A 22,039-nucleotide genomic window follows, 5' to 3' on the forward strand; every position below is an offset into this window, starting at 1 on the left:
ACGTGACGACGGCCCCGCTCGAGACCTTCACGCTGCGCGAGGGGTACGGCACACCGCTCGTGCTGCTGCACGGCTTCCCGCTGGACCACCGCATGTGGGCCGACGTCGCGGCCGCGCTGCCGGGGGAGCCCACCGTCGTCGCGGTCGACCTCCCGGGTCTAGGGGCGAGCCCGCTGGCGGACGAGCCGGCGTCGATCGACACCGCGGCCGACGCCACCGCCACCGCGCTCGCCGCGGCGGGGATCACGCGCGCGGTCGTCGCGGGGCTGTCGATGGGCGGCTACGTCGCGCTCGCGCTCGCGGAGCGGCACCCCGACCTGGTCGCCGGCCTCGGGCTCGTGGACACCAAGTCGACCGCCGACACCGACGAGGCGCGCGCCAACCGGCTGCGCATCGCGGACGAGGCCGCGCGGTCCCAGACCGTCGACGCCGTCCTCGGCATGCCGGGGGTGATGCTCGGGGAGACGAGCAAGGCCGCGCGCAAGCACCTCACGGCACGGCTCGAGGAGTGGATCCGCGGGCAGCGGCCCGACGGCGTCGCGTGGTCGCAGCGGGCCATGGCGGCCCGGCCGGACCGCACCCAGGTCCTCGCGGAGTTCGCCGGACCGGTGGCCGTGGTCGTGGGGGAGGAGGACGCGCTCACGCCGACGGCGGAGGCCGAGCACATGGCGGACGCCGCGCCCACGGCGCAGCTGGTCCAGGTTCCGGGCGCCGGGCACATGAGCGCGGTCGAGGACCCGGCGGCCGTCGCGGACGCTCTCGCCGACCTGCTGGCCCGCGCCTCGGCGTGAGCCCGGTCGACCGCGGCACGACGGGTCGGCGGGCCGTCCCGGCCGATCAGCGGCCGTCGAGCACGAGCGCGAGCGCGTCCGCGAGGTCGATCGACTCGCCGTCCCGTCCGCCCTTGCCGAGCACGAGCGGCGGGTCCGACGGCTCCACGGTCACGCCGCGCAGGCGCCCCAGCACGCTGCCGGGCACACCGAGCACGTAGAACTCGCCGTCCTCGCCGACGGCGACGCTGCGGTTGCGGCGCAGGTACCAGCCCTTGAGCGGGGTCCGGTAGGTGGTCGTGCCGTCGAACGAGCGGGCACGCAGCGGCTCGGGCGCGGGGCCGCGCTCACGGGCGCGCACCACGAACTCGGCGAGGAGCGCCTGTGCCGCGGCGCTCTCCCGCGCGCGCTGGCGGTCGAGCTCGCGCTGCTGGTGCGCCGCGGCCTCGGTCCGCTGCCGACGCCAGTCGTCGGCAGCGGACCCGGAGCGGCCCGTGGGGTCCGCGGAGGACACCGGTCAGGCCGAGGCGGGGGCGTCGGTCTCGGCCTCGGCGTCCACCTGGCCGGCAGGGCGGCGCTTCGTCGAGGCGGCGGGCCCGCCCTGCTGGTCCGACTCGTCGGCGACGACCGGGAACTCCGCCGTCATGAGCGTCGCCGCGCGCGCCTGCTGCGCGGGCGTGCCCGCGGGGACCGCCGACTTCTTCGCGGGAGCCTTCGCGGCCTCGGGCTCGCCGCCGAGGAGCCCGCGCAGCTCGTCGAGGTAGGTGTTGATCGAGTCGTGCTGGCGCGTGAGGTCCTCGAGCTGGCGCTGGGCGACGTTGCGCTGCTGCTCCGCCTCCGCCTTGGCGTCGCTCACGGTCTGGTCCGCGAACGACCGCGCCTCGGCCACGATCTGGTCGGCGTTGCGACGGGCCGTCGACATGAGGTCCTTGACGTAGGCGTCGGACTCCCGGCGGACCTTCTCGGCCTGCTCCAGCGCGAGCGCGACGCGCTTCTCCGCCTCGGTCGCGTGCTCCTCCGCGGTCGAGACGAGCTTCTCCGTCTCGGCCTTGGCAGCGGCGTGCCGCTCGGCGTTCTCGCGCTCCGCCTCCTCGCGGCGGCGCACGACCTCGAGCTCCGCGTCGGCGAGCGCGGTGCGGGCCTTGTCGCGCAGCTCCTCCATCTCCGACGTGACCGCGTTGGCCGCCTCGGTGGCCTTCCGCTGCGCCTCGTCGACCTGGCGCTGCGCCTCGCGGCGCGCGTTCTCCAGGAGCTCGGCGGCCTCGCGCTCGGCGGCCTCGCGCTGGGCGGCGGTCTCCGCCGCGACGCGGGCACGGAGCTCGGCGGCCTCGCGCTCGGTCGTCACGCGCAGCTCCGTCGTCTCGCGCTCCGCCGTCGCGCGCAGCGTGCCGAGCTCGCGCTCGAGCGACGCGCGGCGCTCGCTCTCCTCGGTGGCGATCGCGCTCTGGATGCGGGCCGCCTCGCGCTCGGCGGAGCCGACGAGCTCCTCGGCGCGGCGCTGGGCGCTGAGGAGCGTGCCCTCGACCTCCGACGCGCTCGTGGCCCGGATCTCCTCCGACTCGAGCCGCGCGCTGTTGAGGAGCTCGGCGACCTCGTTCTCGGCGCGGGACCGCACCTGGCCGGCCGAGAGCTTCGCGCGCGCCATGATGTCGGCGGCCTGGGCGTTGGCCTGGGAGAGGATGTCGGCGGACTGCTCCTCCGCCGAGCGCATGAGCTGCTCGATGCGGGAGCCGAGGCCGGCGTACGAGGGGCGCTCCGCCTCGCGGAGCTGACGCTGCGCGTCGGAGAGCTCGCTCGTGAGCTGCATGGCGCGGGCGTCCGCGGCCTCGACGCGCGAGCGCGCGTCCTCCACGGCCTTCTCCAGCTTCGCGAGCTGTGCCTCGACCTGGACGCGGTCGTACCCGCGCATCGTGATGGGGAAGAGCGTGCGCTCGTCGGACACGTCGATGACCTCCGGTGCTGGTTCGTCGCGGCGTCCGCCGCCGGGCGGCGTCCCCTCGCGAGGAGGGAGGGCGCGGCGGTCGTGCCACGGCCCCGCCGTGCTCCGACCAGGATACGGGGATCGGGCTGTCCTGAATACCCGGATTGGAACAGGTGAGACGATGGTCGCAGTGCTGCGGGACGGAGGGCACGGGGGGAGGCCGCAGGTCGTCCGACGGCGTCGCGCGCACTCTTCCTGAATCCCGGCTGACGAGCGTGGGACCGAGGGGAGAGGGGCTCGTGAACGGATCGTGAGGATCCGCGCACGATTCCCCGAGGTCGATCGACGAGGGGTTTCGCACCTATTCTGGAACGTCGATCGACGAAGGGAACCTCGGTGCTCCAACGAATCATCGCTGCCCTCCTGCTCGTGGGAGGGCTCGTCGCCGTCGGCCTCGGCGTCGCGTCCGCCACGGTGTGGCGGGACAGCGACACGGTCGTGGCGACCACGGCGTACACGGGGGACGGCACGATGCTCGTCACCGAGCCCGGGGTCCTGGACCTCGTCGCCGAGGACGTGACGATCCGTGCCACGGCGCCGGGCGAGCAGCAGGTGACCCTCGCGATCGGCCGCGAGGTCGACGTGACGGGCTGGGTCGGGGAGGACGCGCACGGCGTGGTCACCGGGCTCAGCGACTGGGACGCGCTCGCGACGCGCGCCGTCGAGCCGTCCGCCGCGGAGGAGACGCCCGCCGAGGGCGAGACCCCGGCCGACGGCGAGTCTCCGGCCGAGGGGGAGGAGTCGGCGGAGGAGACGCCCGCCGACGGCGAGGCCCCCGCGGAGGGCGAGACCCCTGCCGACGGAGAGACCCCTGCCGACGGCGAGACGCCGGCCGTCGGCGTCGACCCCGCCGGGTCGGACATGTGGTTCGAGGAGTCGACGGGCGCCGGCTCGGCGACCCTGCGCTGGTCCGACCAGCCCGGCCGCTGGCAGCTTCTCGTGGCCGGCGTGGGGGAGGGTGCCGTCGCCCCGACGCTCGAGCTGTCCTGGCCGCGCCAGGTCGAGACCCCGTTCCTGTGGCCCGGCGTGATCGGCGGTGCGGTCCTCATCCTCCTGGGGCTCGGCATCGGCGCGGCGAGCCTGCGCCCCCGGCGCCGGGGGCCGTCGGGACGCGGCACCGCGACGTCGGCCACCCCGGCCGTCGCACCGGCGGCAGCGCCGACCGCGCCCTCGGGCGAGGGTGACGGCGGCACGTCGGACGGCGAGGCGCCCACCGACACCGCGCAGGTGCGCATGCTCACGCGGCGCGAGCTGCGCGAGCGGGAGGAGGCGGACCGCCTCGCCCAGCAGCAGGCGCGCGCGCAGAAGCCGCGTCGTGCCTGGCTCACCGGCCAGATCCCGATCGTCGCGCGCGGCGAACGGCGGCCCAAGACCGCGGCGCAGCCGACCGTCGACGCGACGGACGGGCACCCGACCACGCAGGACAGCGCGGCGACACGTGCCGACGCCTGGCGCCGGGCGTGGGGATTCACCCCCGGCACCGGGGCGGGCGAAGCCGCCGACCCGCAGCGCGACACGGACGAGACGAAGGACAGCACCCGATGACCAGCACCGCCCGCGACACGGCCCGCGCCCACCGCGCCCGCCGTCACCTCGCCGGGGTGGCCGGCGGTCTGGTCGGCGCGCTCCTCCTCGCCGCCTGCACCGCGCCCCTGCCGACGCCGCAGCCGGACCCCACCCAGGACCCGCCGCCTCCCGTCCTCTCCGAGGCGCAGGAGACCGTGGTGCTGGACGCGGTCGCCTCGGCGCTCGCCGCGGCGAGCGAGGCGAACGACCCGGCGCAGCTCGACGCGCGCGTCACCGGACCGGCGCTCGCGATCCGCACGAGCCAGCTCGCCGTCGCCGCCGCGCGCGGCAACGCGGACCTCGTGACGGAGCTGCCGACCGAGGCCCAGCAGGTCGTCATCCCGACGACGCAGACCTGGCCCCGCACGTCCTACGCCGTGAGCGTCCAGCCCGAGAGCCTGCAGACTCCGCGCCTGTCCGTCCTCGAGCAGGCCGGCGCGCGGGACGCCTACCAGCTGTGGGCCTGGGTCCGGCTCCTGCCCGGCGTGACCATGCCGAGCTTCGCCGACCCGAGCATCGGGAGCGAGGCCGTCGCACCCGACGACTCGAGCCTCCTCGTCACGCCCACGGACGCCGTCGCGCAGTACGCCGACGTGCTCAACCTCGGGACCGGCTCCGGCTTCGCCGGGGCGTTCGAGGACGACTCGTTCCGCACGCTGCTCGCCGAGCGCGCCCAGGCCTGGACCACGGCGCTCGAGCCGGCCGCCGGTGCGTACGCGCTGACCTTCACGCCGAACCCGGACGAGCAGGTCCGCGCGGTCCGCACCGCGGACGGCGGCGCGCTCGTCGTGGGCGCCATGACGTCGCAGGAGTCGATGACGGCCGAGGAGGGCGCGCAGGTCCCGCCCGACACGGAGACGATCAAGGCCCTGTACGGGACGACGACCCCGACGAACGTGCTCAAGGTCGGTTACCAGGACGTCGTCGCGCTCTACGTGCCGCCGGCCGGGTCAGAGGAGAAGATCCGCGTCGTGGGCAACGAGCACATCGCGACATCGGTTGCGGCGTCCTGACGCTCCGTAGGATTGCGACCATGAGCGAACCTACCCAGCCCGCGTTCGACGTGCGCGGAGCGGTCGACCTGTCCGCGCTGACCCGCCCGCAGTCCCCGCCGCCGGGGCAGGAGGGCGGCGCGCCCGCAGCCGGTGGCTACGTCGTCGACGTCACGGACGAGACGTTCGGCCAGCTCGTCCAGGACTCGACGCAGTACCCGGTCGTCGTCCTGCTCTGGATCCCGACCGACCAGGCGAACGCCCAGCTCGGCACCGACCTCGGCGCGCTCGCCGACGAGTACGCGGGCCGCTTCCTCCTGGCCCGCGTCGACGCCCAGGCGTACCCGCAGATCACGGCGGCGTTCCAGGTGCAGGGCGTCCCGACCGTCGTCGCCGTCCTCCAGGGCCAGCCGGTGCCGCTGTTCCAGGGCGCCGCGCCCGCCGAGCAGGTGCGCTCGGTGATCGAGCAGGTGCTCCAGGCCGCCGAGGCGAACGGCGTCACCGGCCGGGCGCCGTCCCAGGGCGGCGACGGCGAGCCGGTGCCCGCCGAGCCGGCCCCCGAGCCGGAGCCCGAGCTCCCGCCGCTGCACCAGGAGGCGTACGACGCGATCGAGCGCGACGACCTCGACGCCGCCGTCGCGGCCTATGAGAAGGCGATCAAGCAGGACCCGCGCGACGCGCTCGCCGTCGCCGGCCTCGCGCAGGTCCGCCTCCTCCAGCGCACGCGCGACGCCGACCTCGCGACGGTCCGCGCCGCCGCGGCCGCCGCCCCGCAGGACGTCGACGCCCAGCTCGCCATCGCCGACCTCGACCTCCTCGGCGGTCACGTCGACGACGCGCTCGGTCGCCTGCTCGACCTCCTCCCCGGCGCGGACGCCGACGCCAAGGAGAAGCTCCGCGTCCGCCTCCTCGACTACTTCGAGGTCGTCGGCCCCACCGACCCCCGCGTCGGCAAGGCACGCCAGCGCCTCGCGATCAGCCTCTACTGAGACACGAGCGCGGCGTACGCACCCTTCTCGACGGCGGCCGGTCACCCTACGGTGATCGGCCGCCGTCGTGCTGGCGAGACCGTGCTCCAGGTGAGACGAAGCCGGGTGGGTGGGGTGGTGGCACCGGGTCGTGGCGGGCCTGGCGGGAGCCGCGAGGAACGAGCGGCGGATGGTAGACCCGGCGCCACCACCCCACCCACCACCCAGGGTGACCAGACCTCTACGTCAGCAGACCAGATCTCTACCTCGGCGCCGGGACGAGGTACAGCGCGCCGAGCGGGGGCAGGCGCAGGGTCGCGGAGTGCGCGCGACCCTTCCACGGGACGGCCTCCGCCTCCACCTCGCCGAGGTTGCCGACGCCGGACCCGCCGTAGACCTCGGCGTCGGTGTTGAGCACCTCGCGCCACGCGCCGCCCGACGGCAGCGCGACGCGGTAGCCCTCGTGCGGCGTGCCGGCGAAGTTCACGACGACGGCGACCTCGCTGCCGTCGCGGCCGCGGCGGACGTAGGCGAGGACGTTGTGGTCGGCGTCGTCGGCGTCGAGCCACTCGAAGCCGGCGGGGTCGTGGTCGAGCTCCCACAGGGCCGGGGTCGCGCGGTACAGCGCGTTGAGGTCGCGCACGGCGCGCTGCACGCCCTGTCGGCCCGGGTCGGCCGCGAGGCCGTCCCAGTCGAGGGAGCGGCCCTCGTTCCACTCGGAGTGCTGGCCGATCTCGCTGCCCATGAAGAGGAGCTGCTTGCCGGGGTGCGACCACTGGTAGGCGAGGAACGCGCGCACGCCGGCGCGCTTCTGCCAGTCGTCGCCGGGCATCTTCCCGTAGAGCGAGCCCTTGCCGTGCACGACCTCGTCGTGGCTGATCGGCAGCACGAACTGCTCGGAGTAGGCGTAGACCATCGAGAACGTGATCTCGTGGTGGTGGTAGTGCCGGTTGATGGGCTCCTCGGCGACGTAGCGCAGGGAGTCGTTCATCCAGCCCATGTTCCACTTGAGCCCGAACCCGAGGCCGCCGGACGACGTCGGGCGGGTGACGCCAGGCCAGGCGGTGGACTCCTCGGCGATCATCATGACGCCGGGCGTGCGCCGGTAGGCGGTCGCGTTGGCCTCCTGGAGGAACGCGATGGCCTCGAGGTTCTCGCGCCCGCCGTGCACGTTGGGGTGCCACTGGCCGGGGCCGCGCGAGTAGTCGAGGTAGAGCATCGACGCGACGGCGTCGACACGGAGCGCGTCGACGTGGAACTCCTCGAGCCAGTACGTCGCGTTGGCGACGAGGAAGTTGCGGACCTCGTTGCGCCCGAAGTCGAAGACGAACGTGCCCCAGTCGGGCTGCTCGCCGCGCAGCGGGTCGGCGTGCTCGTAGCAGGGCGTGCCGTCGAACCGGGCCAGCGCCCACTCGTCGCGCGGGAAGTGCGCGGGGACCCAGTCGACGACGACCCCGACGCCGGCCGCGTGCAGGCGGTCGACGAGGTACCGGAAGTCGTCGGGGTGGCCGAACCGTGAGGTGGGCGCGTAGTAGCCCGTGACCTGGTAGCCCCACGACCCGCCGAACGGGTGCTCGGCGACGGGCAGGAGCTCGACGTGCGTGAAGCCCTGCTCCACGACGTACGCGGTGAGCTGCTCGGCGAGGTCCCGGTACGATAGCCCCTGGCGCCACGACCCGAGGTGGACCTCGTAGATGCTGAGGGGTTGCGTGTGCGGGTCGCGGGCGGCGCGCTCGGCGAGCCACGCGTCGTCGGTCCACGCGAACTGCGAGTCGACCACGATGCTCGCCGTCGCGGGCGGCACCTCCGCGCCCTTGGCGAGGGGGTCGGCCTTCTGCCGCCACGAGCCGTCGGGACCGAGGATCTCGTACTTGTACCGCGCGCCCGCGCCGACGCCCGGGACGAACAGCTCCCAGACGCCGCTCGAGCCGAGCGAGCGCATCGGGTGCGTCGCGCCCCAGCCGTTGAAGTCGCCGATGACGCGGACCGCGCGCGCGTTGGGCGCCCACACGGCGAACGCGGTGCCGGTCGTGTCGCCGAGCGCGCTGGGGTACGTGCGCAGGTTGGCCCCCAGCACGCGCCACAGCTCCTCGTGCCGCCCCTCCCGGAGGAGGTGCAGGTCCACCTCGCCGAGCGTGGGCAGGAACCGGTAGGGGTCGTCGGCGGTCGTGGCCTCGTGGCCGTAGCGCGCCCGGACGCGGTAGTCGGGGGCGTGCCGGGTGCCGTCGGCGTCCTGGTGCACCGGGACGACGGCGGCCCACACGCCGTCCTGCTCGTGCGCCGCCGCGTGCTCGCCGTCGGTCGTGACGACGACGACCTCGTCGGCGAGCGGACGCAGGACCCGGACGACGGCGCGCGCGTCGTCGGCGTCGGGCGCGAGGTGCGGGCCGAGCACGGCGTGCGGGTCGAACGTGCGGCCCGCGGCCGCGGCGGCGAGCTCCTCCGCGGGCACGACGACGGGCTGCGGGGCGGGGGATGCGGCGGACCCGGTCATGGGCCAACCTTTCCACGTCTGCGGCACCGGGACGCGACGGGCTCGCCGGGTGGTCGCAGTAGGCTCGCGACCTGGAGGAAGGAGGGCCGTGGCAAGGATCACCATCGCGGACATCGCGCGGGAGGCCGGGGTCTCGACGGGCGCGGTGTCGTACGCGCTGAACAACCGGCCCGGCGTGTCGGAGGCGACCCGAGCCCGGATCCTGGGGATCGCGGCCGACCTGGGCTGGGCGCCGAGCTCGGCCGCGCGTTCTCTCTCCGGGGCACGGACCGAGACTGTCGGACTGGTCCTGGCGCGCGACCCCGGGATGCTCGGGGTCGAGTCGTTCTACATGCAGTTCCTCGCGGGCATCGAGTCCGAACTGTCGAAGCGGTCGTACGCGCTGCTCCTCCAGGTGGTCCCGGACCAGGAGACCGAGCTGCGGGCCTACCGCGCGTGGCGCGCGGCACGTCGGGTCGACGGGGTGATCCTCGTCGACCCGAGCATCGACGACCCCCGGATCGCGATGTTCTCCGAGCCCGAGGCGCTCCCAGCCGTGGTGGTGGGGGACCCGGCGCTCGCGGGTGGTCTGCCGAGCGTGTGGACGGACGACGCTGCGGCGATGCGTGAGTCGGTGCGCTACCTGCACGCCGTCGGGCACCGCCGGATAGCCCGAGTCGCGGGCCTGGAGGGTTTCGGGCACACGGGGATCCGCGACGCGGCGTTCCGCGACGAGATCGCGGCGCTGGGCGCGGAGGGAGTGGTCGTGCGGACGGACTATTCGGCCGTCCAAGGGGCTGCGGTGACGCGGACGCTCCTCACGAGCGTGGACCGGCCGACGGGGATCATCTACGACAACGACGTCATGGCGGTCGCGGGACTGGGGGTCGCGAGCGAGATCGGTGTCCGCGTGCCGCAGGAGGTGTCGATGATCGCGTGGGACGACTCGCCGCTGTGCGAGGCGACGTTCCCGCGTCTCTCGGCGCTGAGCCACGACGTCACGCGCTACGGCGCACACGTCGCTCGCCGTCTGTTCGACCGGATCGCAGGTGAGGTCGGGGGGAGCTTCCTCGACTCGACTCCGACGCTGCGCCCGCGGGGGACGACCGGACGTCCAGCGTCCTGATGCGCTTCAGAGCCTCGTCGCGCGAGGCTGTGTCTTGATATCGGTTCGTTACACACCGGGGTTGGACTTACGGAAACTTAAGCGCTTCACTAGTCGTGTCGCCAGTGATCGCCCGGGCAAGAGGAGCCCGTAGCGGGCGACGTCAACGACGACCAAGGAGTGGAACCCCATGGCAAGGAAGCAGATCGCGGCCGTGCTGACTGTGACAGCGCTGACGCTGACGCTCGGTGCGTGCTCGAGCTCGAACGAGGGCGGCAGCGAGGATGGCGAGCTGTCGGGCACCATCACCGTCCTGACGAACCGCACGGACATCGTCGACACCGCGCTGCAGGACTACGCGGACCTGTTCCAGGCGAAGAACCCGGGCGTGACGGTCGAGTTCGAGGCGATCACCGACTACGAGGGCGACGTCTCGATCCGTCTCAACACGCAGGACTACGGCGACGTGCTCCTCGTCCCGAACTCGGTGAGCAAGGACCAGCTCCCGCAGTTCTTCGAGCCCCTCGGCACGGTGGAGGAGCTCGGGCAGGAGTATCGCTTCATCAACGAGCAGGCCTACGACGGCGACGTCTACGGGATCGCGACGTTCGGCACCGCGATGGGGTACGTCGTGAACACGAAGGTCTGGGAGGCGGCCGGGATCACGGAGCCGCCGACGACGCCCGAGGCGTTCGTCGACGCGCTCGAGCAGATCGGCGAGAAGACCGACGCCGTCCCGTACTACACGAACTACACCGACGGCTGGCCCCTCACCCAGTGGCAGAACAACCAGGGGACGATCGCGGGGACCGACGCCGTGAGCATCCGTACGTCGCAGGACGCTCCGTGGTCCGACGGCAACGAGCAGTACGCGATCGACGGCCTGCTGTACGACGTCGTCGCCGCAGGCGTCACGGAGGAGGACCCTACGACGACCAACTGGGAGGAGTCCAAGACCCTCCTCGGCACCGGCAAGATCGGCGCCATGGTGCTCGGCTCGTGGGCCGTGCCGCAGATGAAGGACGCGGCCGAGGCCGCCGGGGGGTCCGCGGACGACATCGACTTCTGGCCGATGCCGTGGCAGACCGAAGGCACGTTCTCCTCGACCGTCTCGGGCGACTACAAGCTCGCGATCTCGAAGCACTCCGAGAACAAGGAGGCTGCACGCGCCTGGGTCGACTGGTTCCTGAACGAGTCGACGTTCGCCGCCGAGCAGGGCGGCATCTCGCCGGTCGTCGGTGCGGCGGCACCGGACAGCCTGGCCACGTTCGACGCCCTGGGCGTCAACCAGATCGAGCTCTCCCCGGCCCCTGCCGGTGAGGAGACGTGGGACAACGACATCAGCAACGGGGCGGAGATCGACCTCTGGGGCGACAAGTACCGCAAGCAGCTGGTCGACGTCGCCCGCGGCGCCGCCGACGGCGACAAGGAGTCCTTCTTCGCCGACCTCAACTCCCGCTGGGCGGCCGCGCGCGCGAACGTCGTCGGCTGACGCAGGAGCCCTGGTTCGCGTGAGGCCCCCGGCCGCCCCGCCGGGGGCCTCACGCCCGTCCGACCGAAATGAGCATGACATGGCTGTGACCAGTCCGACCGTGGCGACTCCGACCGAGCCGCGCAAGCGGAGTGCTACGTCCCGACCGCCGAGGCGACGGTCCGGGTCGCTCACCCCGTGGCTGTTCCTCGTCGTCCCGCTCGGGCTGCTGCTCGTGTTCACCTACCTGCCGGTGGCGAACATGATCTGGTACAGCTTCACGTCGTGGGACGGCCTCGATGCGGTGAAGGAAGGCGTCGGGTTCACGAACTACGTCGACATCTTCACGCGACCCGAGCTGTTCCGGGTCTTCTTCGTCAGCCTCTACTACCTGGTCGGCGCTCTCGTCCAGCTCGCGCTGGCGCTCTACTTCGCGACGATCCTCAGCTTCAGCACGCGGTTCCGTAACTTCTTCAAGGGCGTCATCTTCTTCCCCTACCTCCTGAACGGCGTGGCGATCGGCCTCGTCTTCCTCTACTTCTTCCGCCCGGACGGGACGTTGGACGCTCTGCTGGGGATCGTGGGCGTGCAGGAGACGCCGCACTGGCTCGGAGACCCGTCGATCGTCAACTACTCGCTCGCGGGCACGTCCGTATGGCGCTACATGGGCCTGAACTTCGTGCTGTTCCTCGGCGCCATCCAGGCGATCCCGGGCGACGTGTACGAGGCCGCGGACCTCGACGGCGCGACGTCGTGGCAGAAGTTCCGCTACATCATCTTTCCGGGTATCAAGCAGATCGTCGGTCTGTCCCTGATCCTCGCCGTCTCGGGTGCGCTCTCGGTCTTCGAGATCCCCTTCATCATGACGAAGGGCGCGAACGGTTCCGAGACGTTCGTCATCCAGACCGTCGACACGGCGTTCCGGTACTCCAAGGTCGGTCTCGCCTCCGCGATGGCCGTCGTGCTGCTGATCATCGTCCTCGTGATCAGCGCGATCCAACGAAAGTTCTTCCCGGACGAGAAGGGAGACCTGGTATGAGCGCCCCCACCGCACCTGCGCCGACCCGGATCACCGCAGCGGACAAGATGCGCGGGGCAGCCGCTCGGTTCTCGAGGGGCGTCGCGCCCGTCGCGGGGCCGCTGGCCACGACGGCGAAGTACATCAGTCTCGTCGTCGCGTGCGCGGCAGCCGTCGTCCCGATCCTCACGATCTTCTTCGCGGCCTTCAAGTCCCGCGAGGAGTACGTGACGACAGGTCCGCTCGACCTTCCCCAGAACTGGTTCAACTTCTCGAACTTCACGAGGGCCTTCACCGACAGCGACATGCTCGCGGGCTTCGTGAACACCATGATCATCCTTGTCGTCGCACTCGCCGGGACGATCCTCATCGGCACCATGACCGCGTACGCCGTCGACCGGTTCGACTTCCGTGGCAAGAAGGTCGTCATGGCAGGGTTCCTGCTGGCGACGCTCGTCCCGGCGGTCACCACGCAGGTCGCGACGTTCCAGATCATCAACGGGTTGGGGCTCTTCAACACCCGCTGGGCCGCGATCGTGCTCTTCATGGGCACGGACATCATCGCGATCTACATCTTCCTGCAGTTCATGCGTTCGATCCCGCGCTCGCTCGACGAGGCCGCGATGCTCGACGGCGCCAACCGCGTCACCATCTACGCCCGGATCATCTTCCCGCTGCTCAAGCCGGCGATCGCGACCGTCGTCATCATCAAGGGCATCGCGATCTACAACGAGTTCTACATCCCCTTCCTCTACATGCCGTCGAGCAAGCTCGGCGTGATCTCGACGACCCTGTTCCGGTTCAAGGGGCCGACGGGGTCGGAGTGGGAGGTCATCGCGGCCGGCACGATCCTCGTGATCGTCCCGACCCTGATCGCCTTCCTCCTCCTCCAGCGACACATCTACAACGGCCTGACCGCAGGAGCCACCAAGTGACACGTACCGCCACTCCCGTCCCCACGACGACCCGTCGCGAGCTGCACGACGGCTGGACGGTGAGCGCCGTCGCGGGGCCCGTCCCCGCGGGGACGGTCGTGTTCGACGTCCCGGCGACGGTCCCGGGGAGCGTGCACACCGACCTGCTCGCCGCGGGCCTGATCGTCGACCCGTACCTCGACGACCACGAGCGGCTGCTCGCGTGGATCGGCCGGACCGACTGGGTGTACACCACCCGCTTCGCGTGGGCGCCGGACGGGCACGAGCGGCACGACCTCGTCTTCGACGGCCTCGACACCGTCGCGGAGGTCCGGCTCAACGGGACGGTGGTGGGCTCGACGGCGAACATGCACCGCACCTACCGGTTCGACGTCGGTCCGCTGCTCGTCGAGGGCGAGAACGAGCTCGTGGTGCGGTTCGCCGCGCCCGTCCCGTACGCGGACCGGCAGAGCCTTCTCCTCGGCTACCGTCCCCAGGTCAACCAGCACCCCTTCAACGCGATGCGCAAGATGGCGTGCAGCTTCGGGTGGGACTGGGGTCCCGACACCGCGACGTCCGGAATCTGGCGTCCCGTCCGACTCGAGTCGTGGTCCGTCGCGCGGCTCGCACAGGTGCGCGTGCACGCCTCCGTCGCCGAGCCCGCCTCGACGAACGGTGCCGAGGCCGCCGCTGGCCGGGTGCGCGTCGTGGCCGAGGTCGAGCGCTCCGGCTCGGGAGGCACGGGGCTGACGCTGGCGGCGACCGTCGCGGGCGTCCGGGCCCAGGTCCCGACGGACGGCGACCGGGCGGAGGTCGACGTCGTCGTGCCCGAGGTCGATCTGTGGTGGCCCCGGACCCACGGGGACCAGCCGCTGTACGCCGTCGACGTCGAGCTGCGTGCGGGTGCGGACGTGCTCGACACCTCGGCGCGCCGTGTCGGCTTCCGGACGGCCGCGCTCGAGATCGAGCCCGACGACGACGGGACCTCGTTCCGCTTCGTGGTCAACGGCGTCCCCGTCTGGGTGCGTGGCGCGAACTGGATCCCGGACGACGCCTTCCCGCACCGCGTGACACGCGAGAGGTACGCGGCGCGCATCGACCAGGCAGTCTCGGCGAACCTGAACCTGTTGCGCGTGTGGGGCGGCGGGATCTACGAGTCGGACGACTTCTACGATCTGTGCGACGAGCGTGGCGTCCTCACGTGGCAGGACTTCCTCTTCGCCTGCGCGGCCTACGCCGAGGAGGACCCGCTACGGTCGGAGGTCGAGGCGGAGGTGCGTGACAACGTCGCCCGTCTCGGGCACCACGCGTCGCTCGTGCTCTGGAACGGCAGCAACGAGAACATCTGGGGCTTCCACGACTGGAGCTGGCGACAGCGCCTCGACGGGCGCACGTGGGGGCTGGGGTACTACACGGAGCTGCTCCCGCGCGTCGTCGCGGAGCTCGATCCCGACTGCGCGTACACGCCGTCGAGCCCGTGGTCCGGCAGCCTGGAGGTGCACCCGAACGACCCGCGACACGGCTCGATGCACGAGTGGGAGCTGTGGAACCGGCAGGACTGGCCGCACTACCGGGACACGGTGCCACGCTTCATGGCGGAGTTCGGGTGGCAGGGTCCGCCGGCGTGGTCGACCCTCACCCGGGCGATCAGCGACGACCCGCTCACCCCTGAGTCACCCGGGATGCTCGTCCACCAGAAGGCGATGCAGGGCAACGACAAGCTCACCGACGGGCTCGTCGCGCACGTCCCGCTGCCCGACGCGATGGAGGACTGGCACTGGGCGATGTCCTGGAACCAGGCGATCGCGGTCCGGACCGCGATCGAGCACTACCGCTCGTGGTCCCCGCGGTGCATGGGGGCGGTCGTGTGGCAGCTCAACGACTGCTGGCCGGTGACCTCGTGGGCCGCGGTCGACGGTGACGGCCGCGAGAAGCCGCTCCTGGTCGCGCTGCGGCACGCCTTCGCCGACCGGCTGCTCACCGTGCAGCCGCGGGGCGAGGCGGGCGAGCTCGTGGTCGCCCTCGTGAACGACAGTGCGGAGGGCTGGCGGGGCGACCTCGTCCTGCGGCGGATCCGGTACGACGGCGTCGAGATCGAGGCGGTCAAGGTCCCGGTCGACCTCGCGCCGCGCACCACGACGACGATCCCCGTGCCGGCGGACGTCGCCCGGGCGCAGGACGCGGCGGGCGAGCTCCTGGTGGCCTCCCTCGGGCACGAGAGCGCGACGTGGTTCTACACCGAGCCTCGCGACAGCGCGCTGAGCAGCCCCGCGCTCCACGTCGAGGTGACCTCGACGGAGGACGGGGCGCGGGTACGCGTCACGACCGACACCGTCGTGCGGGGGCTGTCGCTGCTCGCTGACAAGGTCCACCCGGACGCCGTGGTCGACGACGCGCTCGTCGACCTGCTGGCGGGCGAGAGCGTGACCTTCCACGTGACGGCCCCGACCACGCTGGACAGGTCCGCGCTCGCCGACCCGCGGGTGCTGCGCAGCGTCAACCAGCTCGTGTCGCGCCGGCCGGCGGTGTCGGCATGACGGCGCCGACGATCGACCGCCGACCGCGTGGCGGTGTGCGCGACGAGCTCGCCTGGACCGAGCGCGAGACGCACCTGGCGTGGCTCGACGCGCACACGCGGTCGCTGCTCGGGTTCGGGCGTCGCGTCGTCGCCCCGGGCGGAGGAGCGGCCTACCTCGACGGGTCCGGGACCCCCGACCCGGAGGCAGGCGTCCAGACGTGGATCACGTGCCGGACCGTCCACGTCTACGCGCTCGGTGCGATGCTGGGCGTGCCCGGGTGCGAGCCGGTCGCGCGCGGGGCGCTCGACGGCCTGCTGGGACCGCTGCATGACGCCGAGCACGGCGGGTGGTTCCACGCCCTCGACGCGCAGGGCGCGCCCGACCTCGGCGCAGGCAAGTCCGCCTACGACCACGCGTTCGTCCTGCTCGCCGCGTCGAGCGCGACCCTGGCCGGCCTGCCGGGTGCGCTGGCCCTGCTCACCGACGCGTGCTCGGTGTTCCTCGAGCGCTTCTGGGACGACGCGACCGGGCTCGTGGTCGACACGTGGGACGCGTCGTTCACCGTCCTCGACCCGTACCGGGGCCTCAACGCAAACATGCACGCGGTCGAGGCGATGCTCGCCGTCGCCGACGCCACCGGGGACGTCGCGTGGCGCGACCGCGCCGCGCGCGTCTCCCGGCTCGTCGTGCGGCTCGCCGGGGACCACGACGGGCGGCTGCCCGAGCACTTCGACGTCACGTGGACGCCGGACCTGGAGCTCAACGCCGACCGGCCCGCCGACCCGTTCAAGCCCTACGGGGCGACCGTCGGGCACGGCCTCGAGTGGTCCCGGCTGCTCCTGCACCTCGAGGTCGCGCTGGGCACGCTCGCGCCGTCCGACCTAAGCCCGACTGCGAGCGTGCTGTTCGACCGCGCGGTGGCCGACGGCTGGGCCGTGGACGGCGCGGACGGGTTCGTCTACACGACCGACTGGTCCGGCGCGCCCGTCGTGCGCGAGCGCATGCACTGGGTCGTCGCCGAGGCGATCGCCGCCGCGGACGCCTTGCACCGACGGACGGGTGACGCCCGCTACGCCGACCTGTACGCGACCTGGTGGGACTACGCGGTGACCTTCGTGGTGGACCACGACGGGGGATCGTGGCACCACGAGCTCGACCCGTCGAACCGCCCTGCGGGGATCACCTGGCCCGGCAAGCCCGACCTCTACCATGCGGTCCAGGCGACGCTCCTGCCGCGGCTCCCGCTCGGCCCGTCGATCGCGCGCGCCGTCCACGACGGGCAGGTGGCCTCGTGACGCGCTTCCTCGTGGTCGGCGAGGCTCTCGTCGACATCGTCTCCGACGGTCCGGGAGCCACCCGAGACCTGCCCGGCGGAAGCCCCGCGAACGTCGCGCTCACGCTCGGCCGGCTCGGTCGTGAGGTGGTGCTCGCCACGGCGCTCGCCCCCGACGAGCGCGGCGCCCTGGTCCGTGACTGGCTCGCCGCGAGCGACGTGGAGGTGGACGCGCACGTGCCGTCGACGGGCCGGACGTCGGCGGCGACGGTGTCCCTGGACGCCCAGGGGCAGGCGACGTACGCCTTCGACCTCGCGTGGGACCTCGGGCAGGTGGAGCTCGGCGACGCGGAGGTCGTTCACGTCGGGTCCGTCGCGGCGGTGCTGTCTCCGGGCGCCGACGTGGTCCGGGACGTCGTCCGCCGGGCGCGTTCCTCCGCCGTCGTCTCGTACGACCCCAACGTGCGCCCCGCTCTCGTCGACGACCCCGCGGCGGTCCGGGCCCGCGTCGAGGAGCTCGTCGCGCTCGCCGACGTCGTCAAGGTGAGCGACGAGGACCTCGCGTGGTTCGCCCCGGGGGCCGACCCGCTCGACGTCGCGCGCGGCTGGTCGGCGTGGGGCGCGGCCCTCGTCGTCGTGACGCGTGGGGGCGACGGCGCGACGATCGTCCGCCATGACGGCCGTCTCGTCGAGGTCCCGGGCCGTGCGGTCGACGTCGTCGACACCGTCGGCGCGGGCGACACGTTCACGGGGGCGCTGCTCGACGCGCTCGCGGCGCGCGGGGTGCGCGGCCCGGGAGGCGCGGACGTCCTGCGCCGACTGTCGGACGCGGCGGTGCGGACCGCGGCACGGTCCGCGGCGGTCGCCGCGTCGGTCACGGTGTCCCGTGCAGGCGCGAACCCGCCGACGCGGGCCGAGCTGCGCGCGGTCGAGGGCCCGGTGCGGCCCGCGCCGTTCGCCGGGGCGCCCGTGACCGGCATGACCTGGGGATGGACGGGCGTGCGCGGGGCCTGGACCGGTCCGGGCGCCGAGCGTTCCATGGACGAGCTCCGAGACCTGGGCGTGGACTGGGTCGCCGTGACGTTCTCGGCGAAGCAGGACACGCCGCAGTCGACCACGGTCCGCTACGGCGACGAGCCGACGGTGACCGACGACGAGGTGCGTGCCGCGATCCGGGCGGCGAAGGCTCGGGGCTGGAAGGTGTGCCTCAAGCCGGTGGTCGACTCCGCGGACGGGACATGGCGAGCGTTCATCGGCTTCTTCGACGAGGACGTGCCGGGCGAGCCGTCGTGGGACGAGTGGTTCGCGTCGTACACGGAGTTCGTCGTGCACCACGCGCGCATCGCGGCGGAGGAGGGCGCGGAGATGTTCTGCGTCGGGTGCGAGATGGTGCGGGCCGACGGGCGCGACGCACAGTGGCGGGCCGTCGTCGCGGCCGTGCGCGAGGTCTACGGCGGCCTGGTGACCTACAACTGCGACAAGTACCAGGAGGACCGCGTCACCTGGTGGGACGCGGTCGACGTGATCGGGAGCTCGGGCTACTACCCGGCCGGGACGTGGGAGCACCACCTCGACCGGATCGAGGCCGTCGTCGCGCGCGAGGACAAGCCGTTCGTCTTCCTGGAGGCGGGCTGCCCGAGCCGCGAGGGCTCCCCGGCGCGCCCGAACGACTGGAACCTCGCGGGGTCGCCGTCGGGTGCGGCGCAGGCGGACTGGCTCGCCGAGATGTTCGCCGCCTGCGCCCGTCGGCCCTGGGTCTCCGGGTACTTCCTCTGGGACTGGCCGTCGCCGCTGTACGCGGAGTCCGAGGCCGCGGCGAACGACGACTACTGCATGTACGGCAAGCCGGGCGCGGAGGTCGTCCGGCGCGCCTACGAGGAGCTGCGGACGCGCTCGCGCGACTGAGCTCCCCGACTCCGGCGGGAGAGCGGGGCGGGGCGTCCTTCCGACGCCCCGCCCCGCTCTCCCGCAGGCCACGGGCGGGGCAGTGCGTCGTGGAGGGCGCCGATACGGCCGCAAGACACCCTGGAATTCTCTTCGGGGATGCGCTACCTTCGACATGAAGCGCTTAAGCGCTGACGGTGTCATCGGGCCACGACGGGCCGGATGAGGGTTCGCGGACGAACCCGACGACGACGTCCACCGAGCAGGCCGGGCGACGACGCCCGGTTCGGGAGGAAGATCGATGAGACGACTGTTCGCCATCGCCCTGGGCGCGGTGCTCGCCCTGCTCGCCGTGCCGGCGCTCGCGCAGGGGGCGAGCGTCGCGAGCGACGGGTTCTCCGTCCAGGACGGGAGGATCTACGACGCGAACGGCAACCGCTTCGTGCCGGTCGGCGTCAACCACGCGCACGCCTGGTACCCGTCGCAGACGCAGTCCTTCGCCGACATCCGCGCCGCCGGCGCGAACACCGTCCGCGTCGTGCTGTCGGGCGGCCGGTACGGGACGAGCTCGGCGGCCGACGTGAGCGCCGTGGTCGAGCGCTGCAAGCAGAACCAGCTCGTGTGCATCCTCGAGAACCACGACACGACGGGCTACGGCGAGGACGGCAGCGCCCGGTCGCTCGCGAGCGCGGCGCAGTACTGGACCAGCATCGCGTCGGTCCTGCGCGGCCAGGAGCGGTACGTGATGATCAACATCGGCAACGAGCCCTTCGGCAACTCCGGCTTCCAGAGCTGGACGACGGACACGATCGCGGCGATCCGGACCCTGCGCGCGGCGGGCCTCGACCACACGCTCGTCGTGGACGCCCCGAACTGGGGACAGGACTGGTCGTTCACCATGCGCGACAACGCCCCGACGGTCGCGGCCGCGGACGGGAACGTGGTCTTCTCCGTCCACATGTACGGCGTCTTCGACACCGGGGCGGAGGTGCGCGCGTACCTCGACTCCTTCACGAGCCGAGGGCTGCCGATCATGGTCGGCGAGTTCGGTGACAACCACTCGGACGGGAACCCGGACGAGGCCACGATCATGAGCTACACGCGGTCGCAGGGGATCGGGATGCTCGGCTGGTCGTGGTCCGGCAACGGGGGCGGCGTCGAGTACCTGGACATGGTGAACGGGTTCTCCGCGAGCTCGCTCACGCCGTGGGGGCAGCGGTTCGTCCACGGCGCCGACGGGCTCAGGGCCCGCAACGCGCCCGTGGCCTCGGTGTACGGGGGCGACGGCGGCGATGGAGACGGCGGAGCCGGTACGGCACCCAACGGGTACCCGTACTGCGCGAGCGCGTCGTCGGACCCGGACGGGGACGGGTGGGGCTGGGAGAGCAGCGCGTCGTGCGTGGTGCGCGGCTCCTCCGCGGACACGGGTTCCGGCGGTGGCTCCGGGAGCGGGAGCACGGCACCGAACGGGTACCCGTACTGCGCGAGCGCGTCGTCGGACCCGGACGGGGACGGGTGGGGCTGGGAGAACAGCGCCTCGTGCGTCGTGCGCGGCTCGTCCGCCGACCGCTAGACCGGTCCGCCGCAGCGTGTCACGCGCATGAAGCGGTTCATCTTGGAGTCCATCCGATAGCGGATGGTGAGCGCGCTCGTGCGCGAGCGCAGGACGAAGGAGTTCGATGAGTAGGAACAGCACACGACAGCTCCGTACCCGGGCGACGTCGGTCCCGGCGTACGTCGCTGCGCTCGCCCTCGCCGGGTCGGGAGCGCTTGCGCTCGCCGGTCCGGCAGCCGCCGACGAGGCGACCACGGACGGTCTGCACGTCGTCGACGGTCGGCTCGTCGAGGCGGACGGGAGCGACCTCGTCCTCCGCGGGATCAACCACGCGCACACCTGGTACACCCACGAGTTCCAGGCGTTCGAGGACATCAAGGGCACGGGCGCCAACGCGGTGCGCGTCGTCCTGTCCAGCGGCGACCAATGGACCCGCAACGACCCGGCGGACGTTGCGCGCGTCGTCCGCGAGTGCGACGCGAACCGGCTCGTGTGCGCCCTGGAGGTGCACGACACGACGGGCTACGGGGACGAGTACGCGCCCGCCGCGGTGTCGCTCGACCGCGCTGTCGACTACTGGGAGGACCTGTACCCGACGCTCGCCGGAACGGAGGACAGGGTCCTCGTCAACATCGGCAACGAGCCGATCGGCAACGGTCCGGTCGCCGACGAGTGGGCGGCGCGGACGTCGGCCGCGGTCCAGCGCCTGCGGGACATCGGGTACGAGCACACGATCGTCGTCGACGCCCCGAACTGGGGCCAGGACTGGTCGCGGACGATGTACTCCCAGGCGCGGCAGGTGTTCGACGCCGACCCCGACGCGAACGTCGTGTTCTCCGTCCACATGTACGAGGTGTACGGCGACGGCGCGGTGGTCACGGACTACCTGGAGCACTTCGTCGACGCCGGACTGCCGCTGATCGTCGGCGAGTTCGGCCCGGCGCACTACGGTAACGACGTCGACGAGGACACCATCCTCGCCGAGTCGCGGCGCCTCGGCCTCGGCTGGTTCGGGTGGTCCTGGAGCGGCAACAGCGGTGGCGTGGAGGACCTGGACCTCGTCCAGGGCTTCGACCCGGCCGCTCCGTCCCCCTGGGGCGAGCGCCTGATCTCCGGCCCGGACGGCATCGCCGAGACGTCGCACGAGGCATCGGTCTTCGCGAGCCGCGCGGACGGATGCTCGGCCGAGCTGGAGATCCAGTACCTGTGGCCGGGTGGCTACCAGGGTCAGGTGCGGGTGGAGTTCGACGGCGAGCCCGTCTCGACGTGGTCCACCTCGTGGCGCGTGCCCGCGGGCAGCGAGCTCGTGCAGACCTGGCACGGTGCGCTCTCCGTGGACGACGGGATCGCGACGGTCACCGCCGAGTCGTGGAACGCGCGCGTGCCGGCCGGCGGGACCATCACCTACGGTTTCTCGGGCCGAGGCGACGCTCCGGTGCTGGCACCGGTCGTCGACTGCTCGGCAGGCTAGGAGACCGGCTCGGTGAGGTGGAGGCGCGGTCTCGGCCGCGCCTCCACCTTGCCGTACCCGCCGTCGACCTCACGGGGCG

The 22,039-nt window shown here is 72.7% G+C and carries 16 protein-coding genes; 13 read left to right on the top strand and 3 right to left on the bottom strand.

Annotation, left to right across the window (positions count from 1 at the left end; genetic code table 11):
- Positions 1-2: 2 nt before the first annotated feature.
- A complete protein-coding gene (locus NHH00_RS14795) occupies positions 3-791 on the top strand; it encodes an alpha/beta fold hydrolase (protein ID WP_253053423.1) in 789 nt (262 codons plus the stop codon).
- Between the two features lie 46 nt (positions 792-837).
- On the opposite strand, the gene NHH00_RS14800 is transcribed toward NHH00_RS14795, so the two are convergent.
- A complete protein-coding gene (locus NHH00_RS14800) occupies positions 838-1,284 on the bottom strand; it encodes a hypothetical protein (protein WP_253053425.1) in 447 nt (148 codons plus the stop codon).
- Between the two features lie 3 nt (positions 1,285-1,287).
- Positions 1,288-2,712, bottom strand: a complete 1,425-nt coding sequence (locus NHH00_RS14805) for a hypothetical protein (RefSeq protein WP_253053426.1) — start codon at positions 2,710-2,712, stop codon at positions 1,288-1,290.
- Positions 2,713-3,087: 375 nt separating this feature from the next.
- Here NHH00_RS14805 and NHH00_RS14810 point away from each other — a divergent pair, with 375 nt between their 5' ends.
- From NHH00_RS14810 to NHH00_RS14820, 3 genes are read left to right on the top strand one after another with little or no spacing between them, the layout of a single operon-like run.
- Positions 3,088-4,296, top strand: a complete 1,209-nt coding sequence (locus NHH00_RS14810) for a hypothetical protein (RefSeq protein WP_253053427.1) — start codon at positions 3,088-3,090, stop codon at positions 4,294-4,296.
- Positions 4,293-5,330, top strand: a complete 1,038-nt coding sequence (locus NHH00_RS14815; protein ID WP_253053428.1) for a hypothetical protein — start codon at positions 4,293-4,295, stop codon at positions 5,328-5,330. The genes NHH00_RS14810 and NHH00_RS14815 overlap by 4 nt, the downstream gene beginning before the upstream one ends.
- Before the next feature lie 20 nt (positions 5,331-5,350).
- The gene (locus NHH00_RS14820; protein ID WP_253053430.1) at positions 5,351-6,298 is read left to right on the top strand and encodes a tetratricopeptide repeat protein; all 948 of its coding nucleotides are present in this window, start codon (positions 5,351-5,353) and stop codon (positions 6,296-6,298) included.
- Positions 6,299-6,539: 241 nt separating this feature from the next.
- Here NHH00_RS14820 and glgB read toward each other — a convergent pair whose 3' ends face one another.
- Positions 6,540-8,771, bottom strand: a complete 2,232-nt coding sequence (glgB, locus tag NHH00_RS14825) for a 1,4-alpha-glucan branching protein GlgB (RefSeq protein WP_253053432.1) — start codon at positions 8,769-8,771, stop codon at positions 6,540-6,542.
- 88 nt (positions 8,772-8,859) lie between these two features.
- On the opposite strand from glgB, the gene NHH00_RS14830 reads away from it, so the two are divergent.
- The 9 genes from NHH00_RS14830 to NHH00_RS14875 all read left to right on the top strand — a co-directional run bounded on the left by NHH00_RS14830 (position 8,860) and on the right by NHH00_RS14875 (position 21,960).
- Positions 8,860-9,876, top strand: coding sequence for a LacI family DNA-binding transcriptional regulator (locus NHH00_RS14830; protein WP_253053434.1), 1,017 nt, complete (start codon positions 8,860-8,862; stop codon positions 9,874-9,876).
- 169 nt (positions 9,877-10,045) lie between these two features.
- The gene (locus tag NHH00_RS14835) at positions 10,046-11,347 is read left to right on the top strand and encodes an ABC transporter substrate-binding protein (protein ID WP_253053436.1); all 1,302 of its coding nucleotides are present in this window, start codon (positions 10,046-10,048) and stop codon (positions 11,345-11,347) included.
- Between the two features lie 79 nt (positions 11,348-11,426).
- The gene (locus NHH00_RS14840; RefSeq protein WP_253053437.1) at positions 11,427-12,365 is read left to right on the top strand and encodes a carbohydrate ABC transporter permease; all 939 of its coding nucleotides are present in this window, start codon (positions 11,427-11,429) and stop codon (positions 12,363-12,365) included.
- A gap of 47 nt (positions 12,366-12,412) precedes the next feature.
- Positions 12,413-13,279: a carbohydrate ABC transporter permease gene (locus NHH00_RS14845; RefSeq protein ID WP_374615086.1), complete on the top strand. Its 867-nt coding sequence runs from the start codon at positions 12,413-12,415 to the stop codon at positions 13,277-13,279.
- Positions 13,276-15,795: a glycoside hydrolase family 2 protein gene (locus tag NHH00_RS14850; protein WP_253053440.1), complete on the top strand. Its 2,520-nt coding sequence runs from the start codon at positions 13,276-13,278 to the stop codon at positions 15,793-15,795. The genes NHH00_RS14845 and NHH00_RS14850 overlap by 4 nt, the downstream gene beginning before the upstream one ends.
- Positions 15,792-17,072, top strand: coding sequence for an AGE family epimerase/isomerase (locus tag NHH00_RS14855; RefSeq protein ID WP_253053442.1), 1,281 nt, complete (start codon positions 15,792-15,794; stop codon positions 17,070-17,072). The genes NHH00_RS14850 and NHH00_RS14855 overlap by 4 nt, the downstream gene beginning before the upstream one ends.
- Positions 17,069-18,955: a PfkB family carbohydrate kinase gene (locus tag NHH00_RS21135; RefSeq protein ID WP_308202322.1), complete on the top strand. Its 1,887-nt coding sequence runs from the start codon at positions 17,069-17,071 to the stop codon at positions 18,953-18,955. The genes NHH00_RS14855 and NHH00_RS21135 overlap by 4 nt, the downstream gene beginning before the upstream one ends.
- A 280-nt stretch (positions 18,956-19,235) precedes the next feature.
- The gene (locus NHH00_RS14870) at positions 19,236-20,507 is read left to right on the top strand and encodes a cellulase family glycosylhydrolase (protein ID WP_253053444.1); all 1,272 of its coding nucleotides are present in this window, start codon (positions 19,236-19,238) and stop codon (positions 20,505-20,507) included.
- A 106-nt stretch (positions 20,508-20,613) separates the two neighbouring features.
- Positions 20,614-21,960, top strand: coding sequence for a cellulase family glycosylhydrolase (locus NHH00_RS14875; protein ID WP_253053446.1), 1,347 nt, complete (start codon positions 20,614-20,616; stop codon positions 21,958-21,960).
- The last annotated feature ends 79 nt before the right edge of the window (positions 21,961-22,039 follow it).

Source organism: Cellulosimicrobium cellulans (assembly GCF_024124905.1).
GTDB classification, from domain to species: domain Bacteria; phylum Actinomycetota; class Actinomycetes; order Actinomycetales; family Cellulomonadaceae; genus Cellulosimicrobium; species Cellulosimicrobium cellulans_G.

Bases quoted from the DNA above. Each gene is read 5' to 3' on its own strand.
- NHH00_RS14815 (WP_253053428.1), top strand. From the start codon at position 4,293: ATGACCAGCACCGCCCGCGACACGGCCCGCGCCCACCGCGCCCGCCGT.
- NHH00_RS14820 (WP_253053430.1), top strand. From the start codon at position 5,351: ATGAGCGAACCTACCCAGCCCGCGTTCGACGTGCGCGGAGCGGTCGAC.
- glgB (WP_253053432.1), bottom strand. From the start codon at position 8,771: ATGACCGGGTCCGCCGCATCCCCCGCCCCGCAGCCCGTCGTCGTGCCC.
- NHH00_RS14835 (WP_253053436.1), top strand. From the start codon at position 10,046: ATGGCAAGGAAGCAGATCGCGGCCGTGCTGACTGTGACAGCGCTGACG.
- NHH00_RS14840 (WP_253053437.1), top strand. From the start codon at position 11,427: ATGGCTGTGACCAGTCCGACCGTGGCGACTCCGACCGAGCCGCGCAAG.
- NHH00_RS14845 (WP_374615086.1), top strand. From the start codon at position 12,413: ATGCGCGGGGCAGCCGCTCGGTTCTCGAGGGGCGTCGCGCCCGTCGCG.
- NHH00_RS14855 (WP_253053442.1), top strand. From the start codon at position 15,792: ATGACGGCGCCGACGATCGACCGCCGACCGCGTGGCGGTGTGCGCGAC.
- NHH00_RS14870 (WP_253053444.1), top strand. From the start codon at position 19,236: ATGAGACGACTGTTCGCCATCGCCCTGGGCGCGGTGCTCGCCCTGCTC.
- NHH00_RS14875 (WP_253053446.1), top strand. From the start codon at position 20,614: ATGAGTAGGAACAGCACACGACAGCTCCGTACCCGGGCGACGTCGGTC.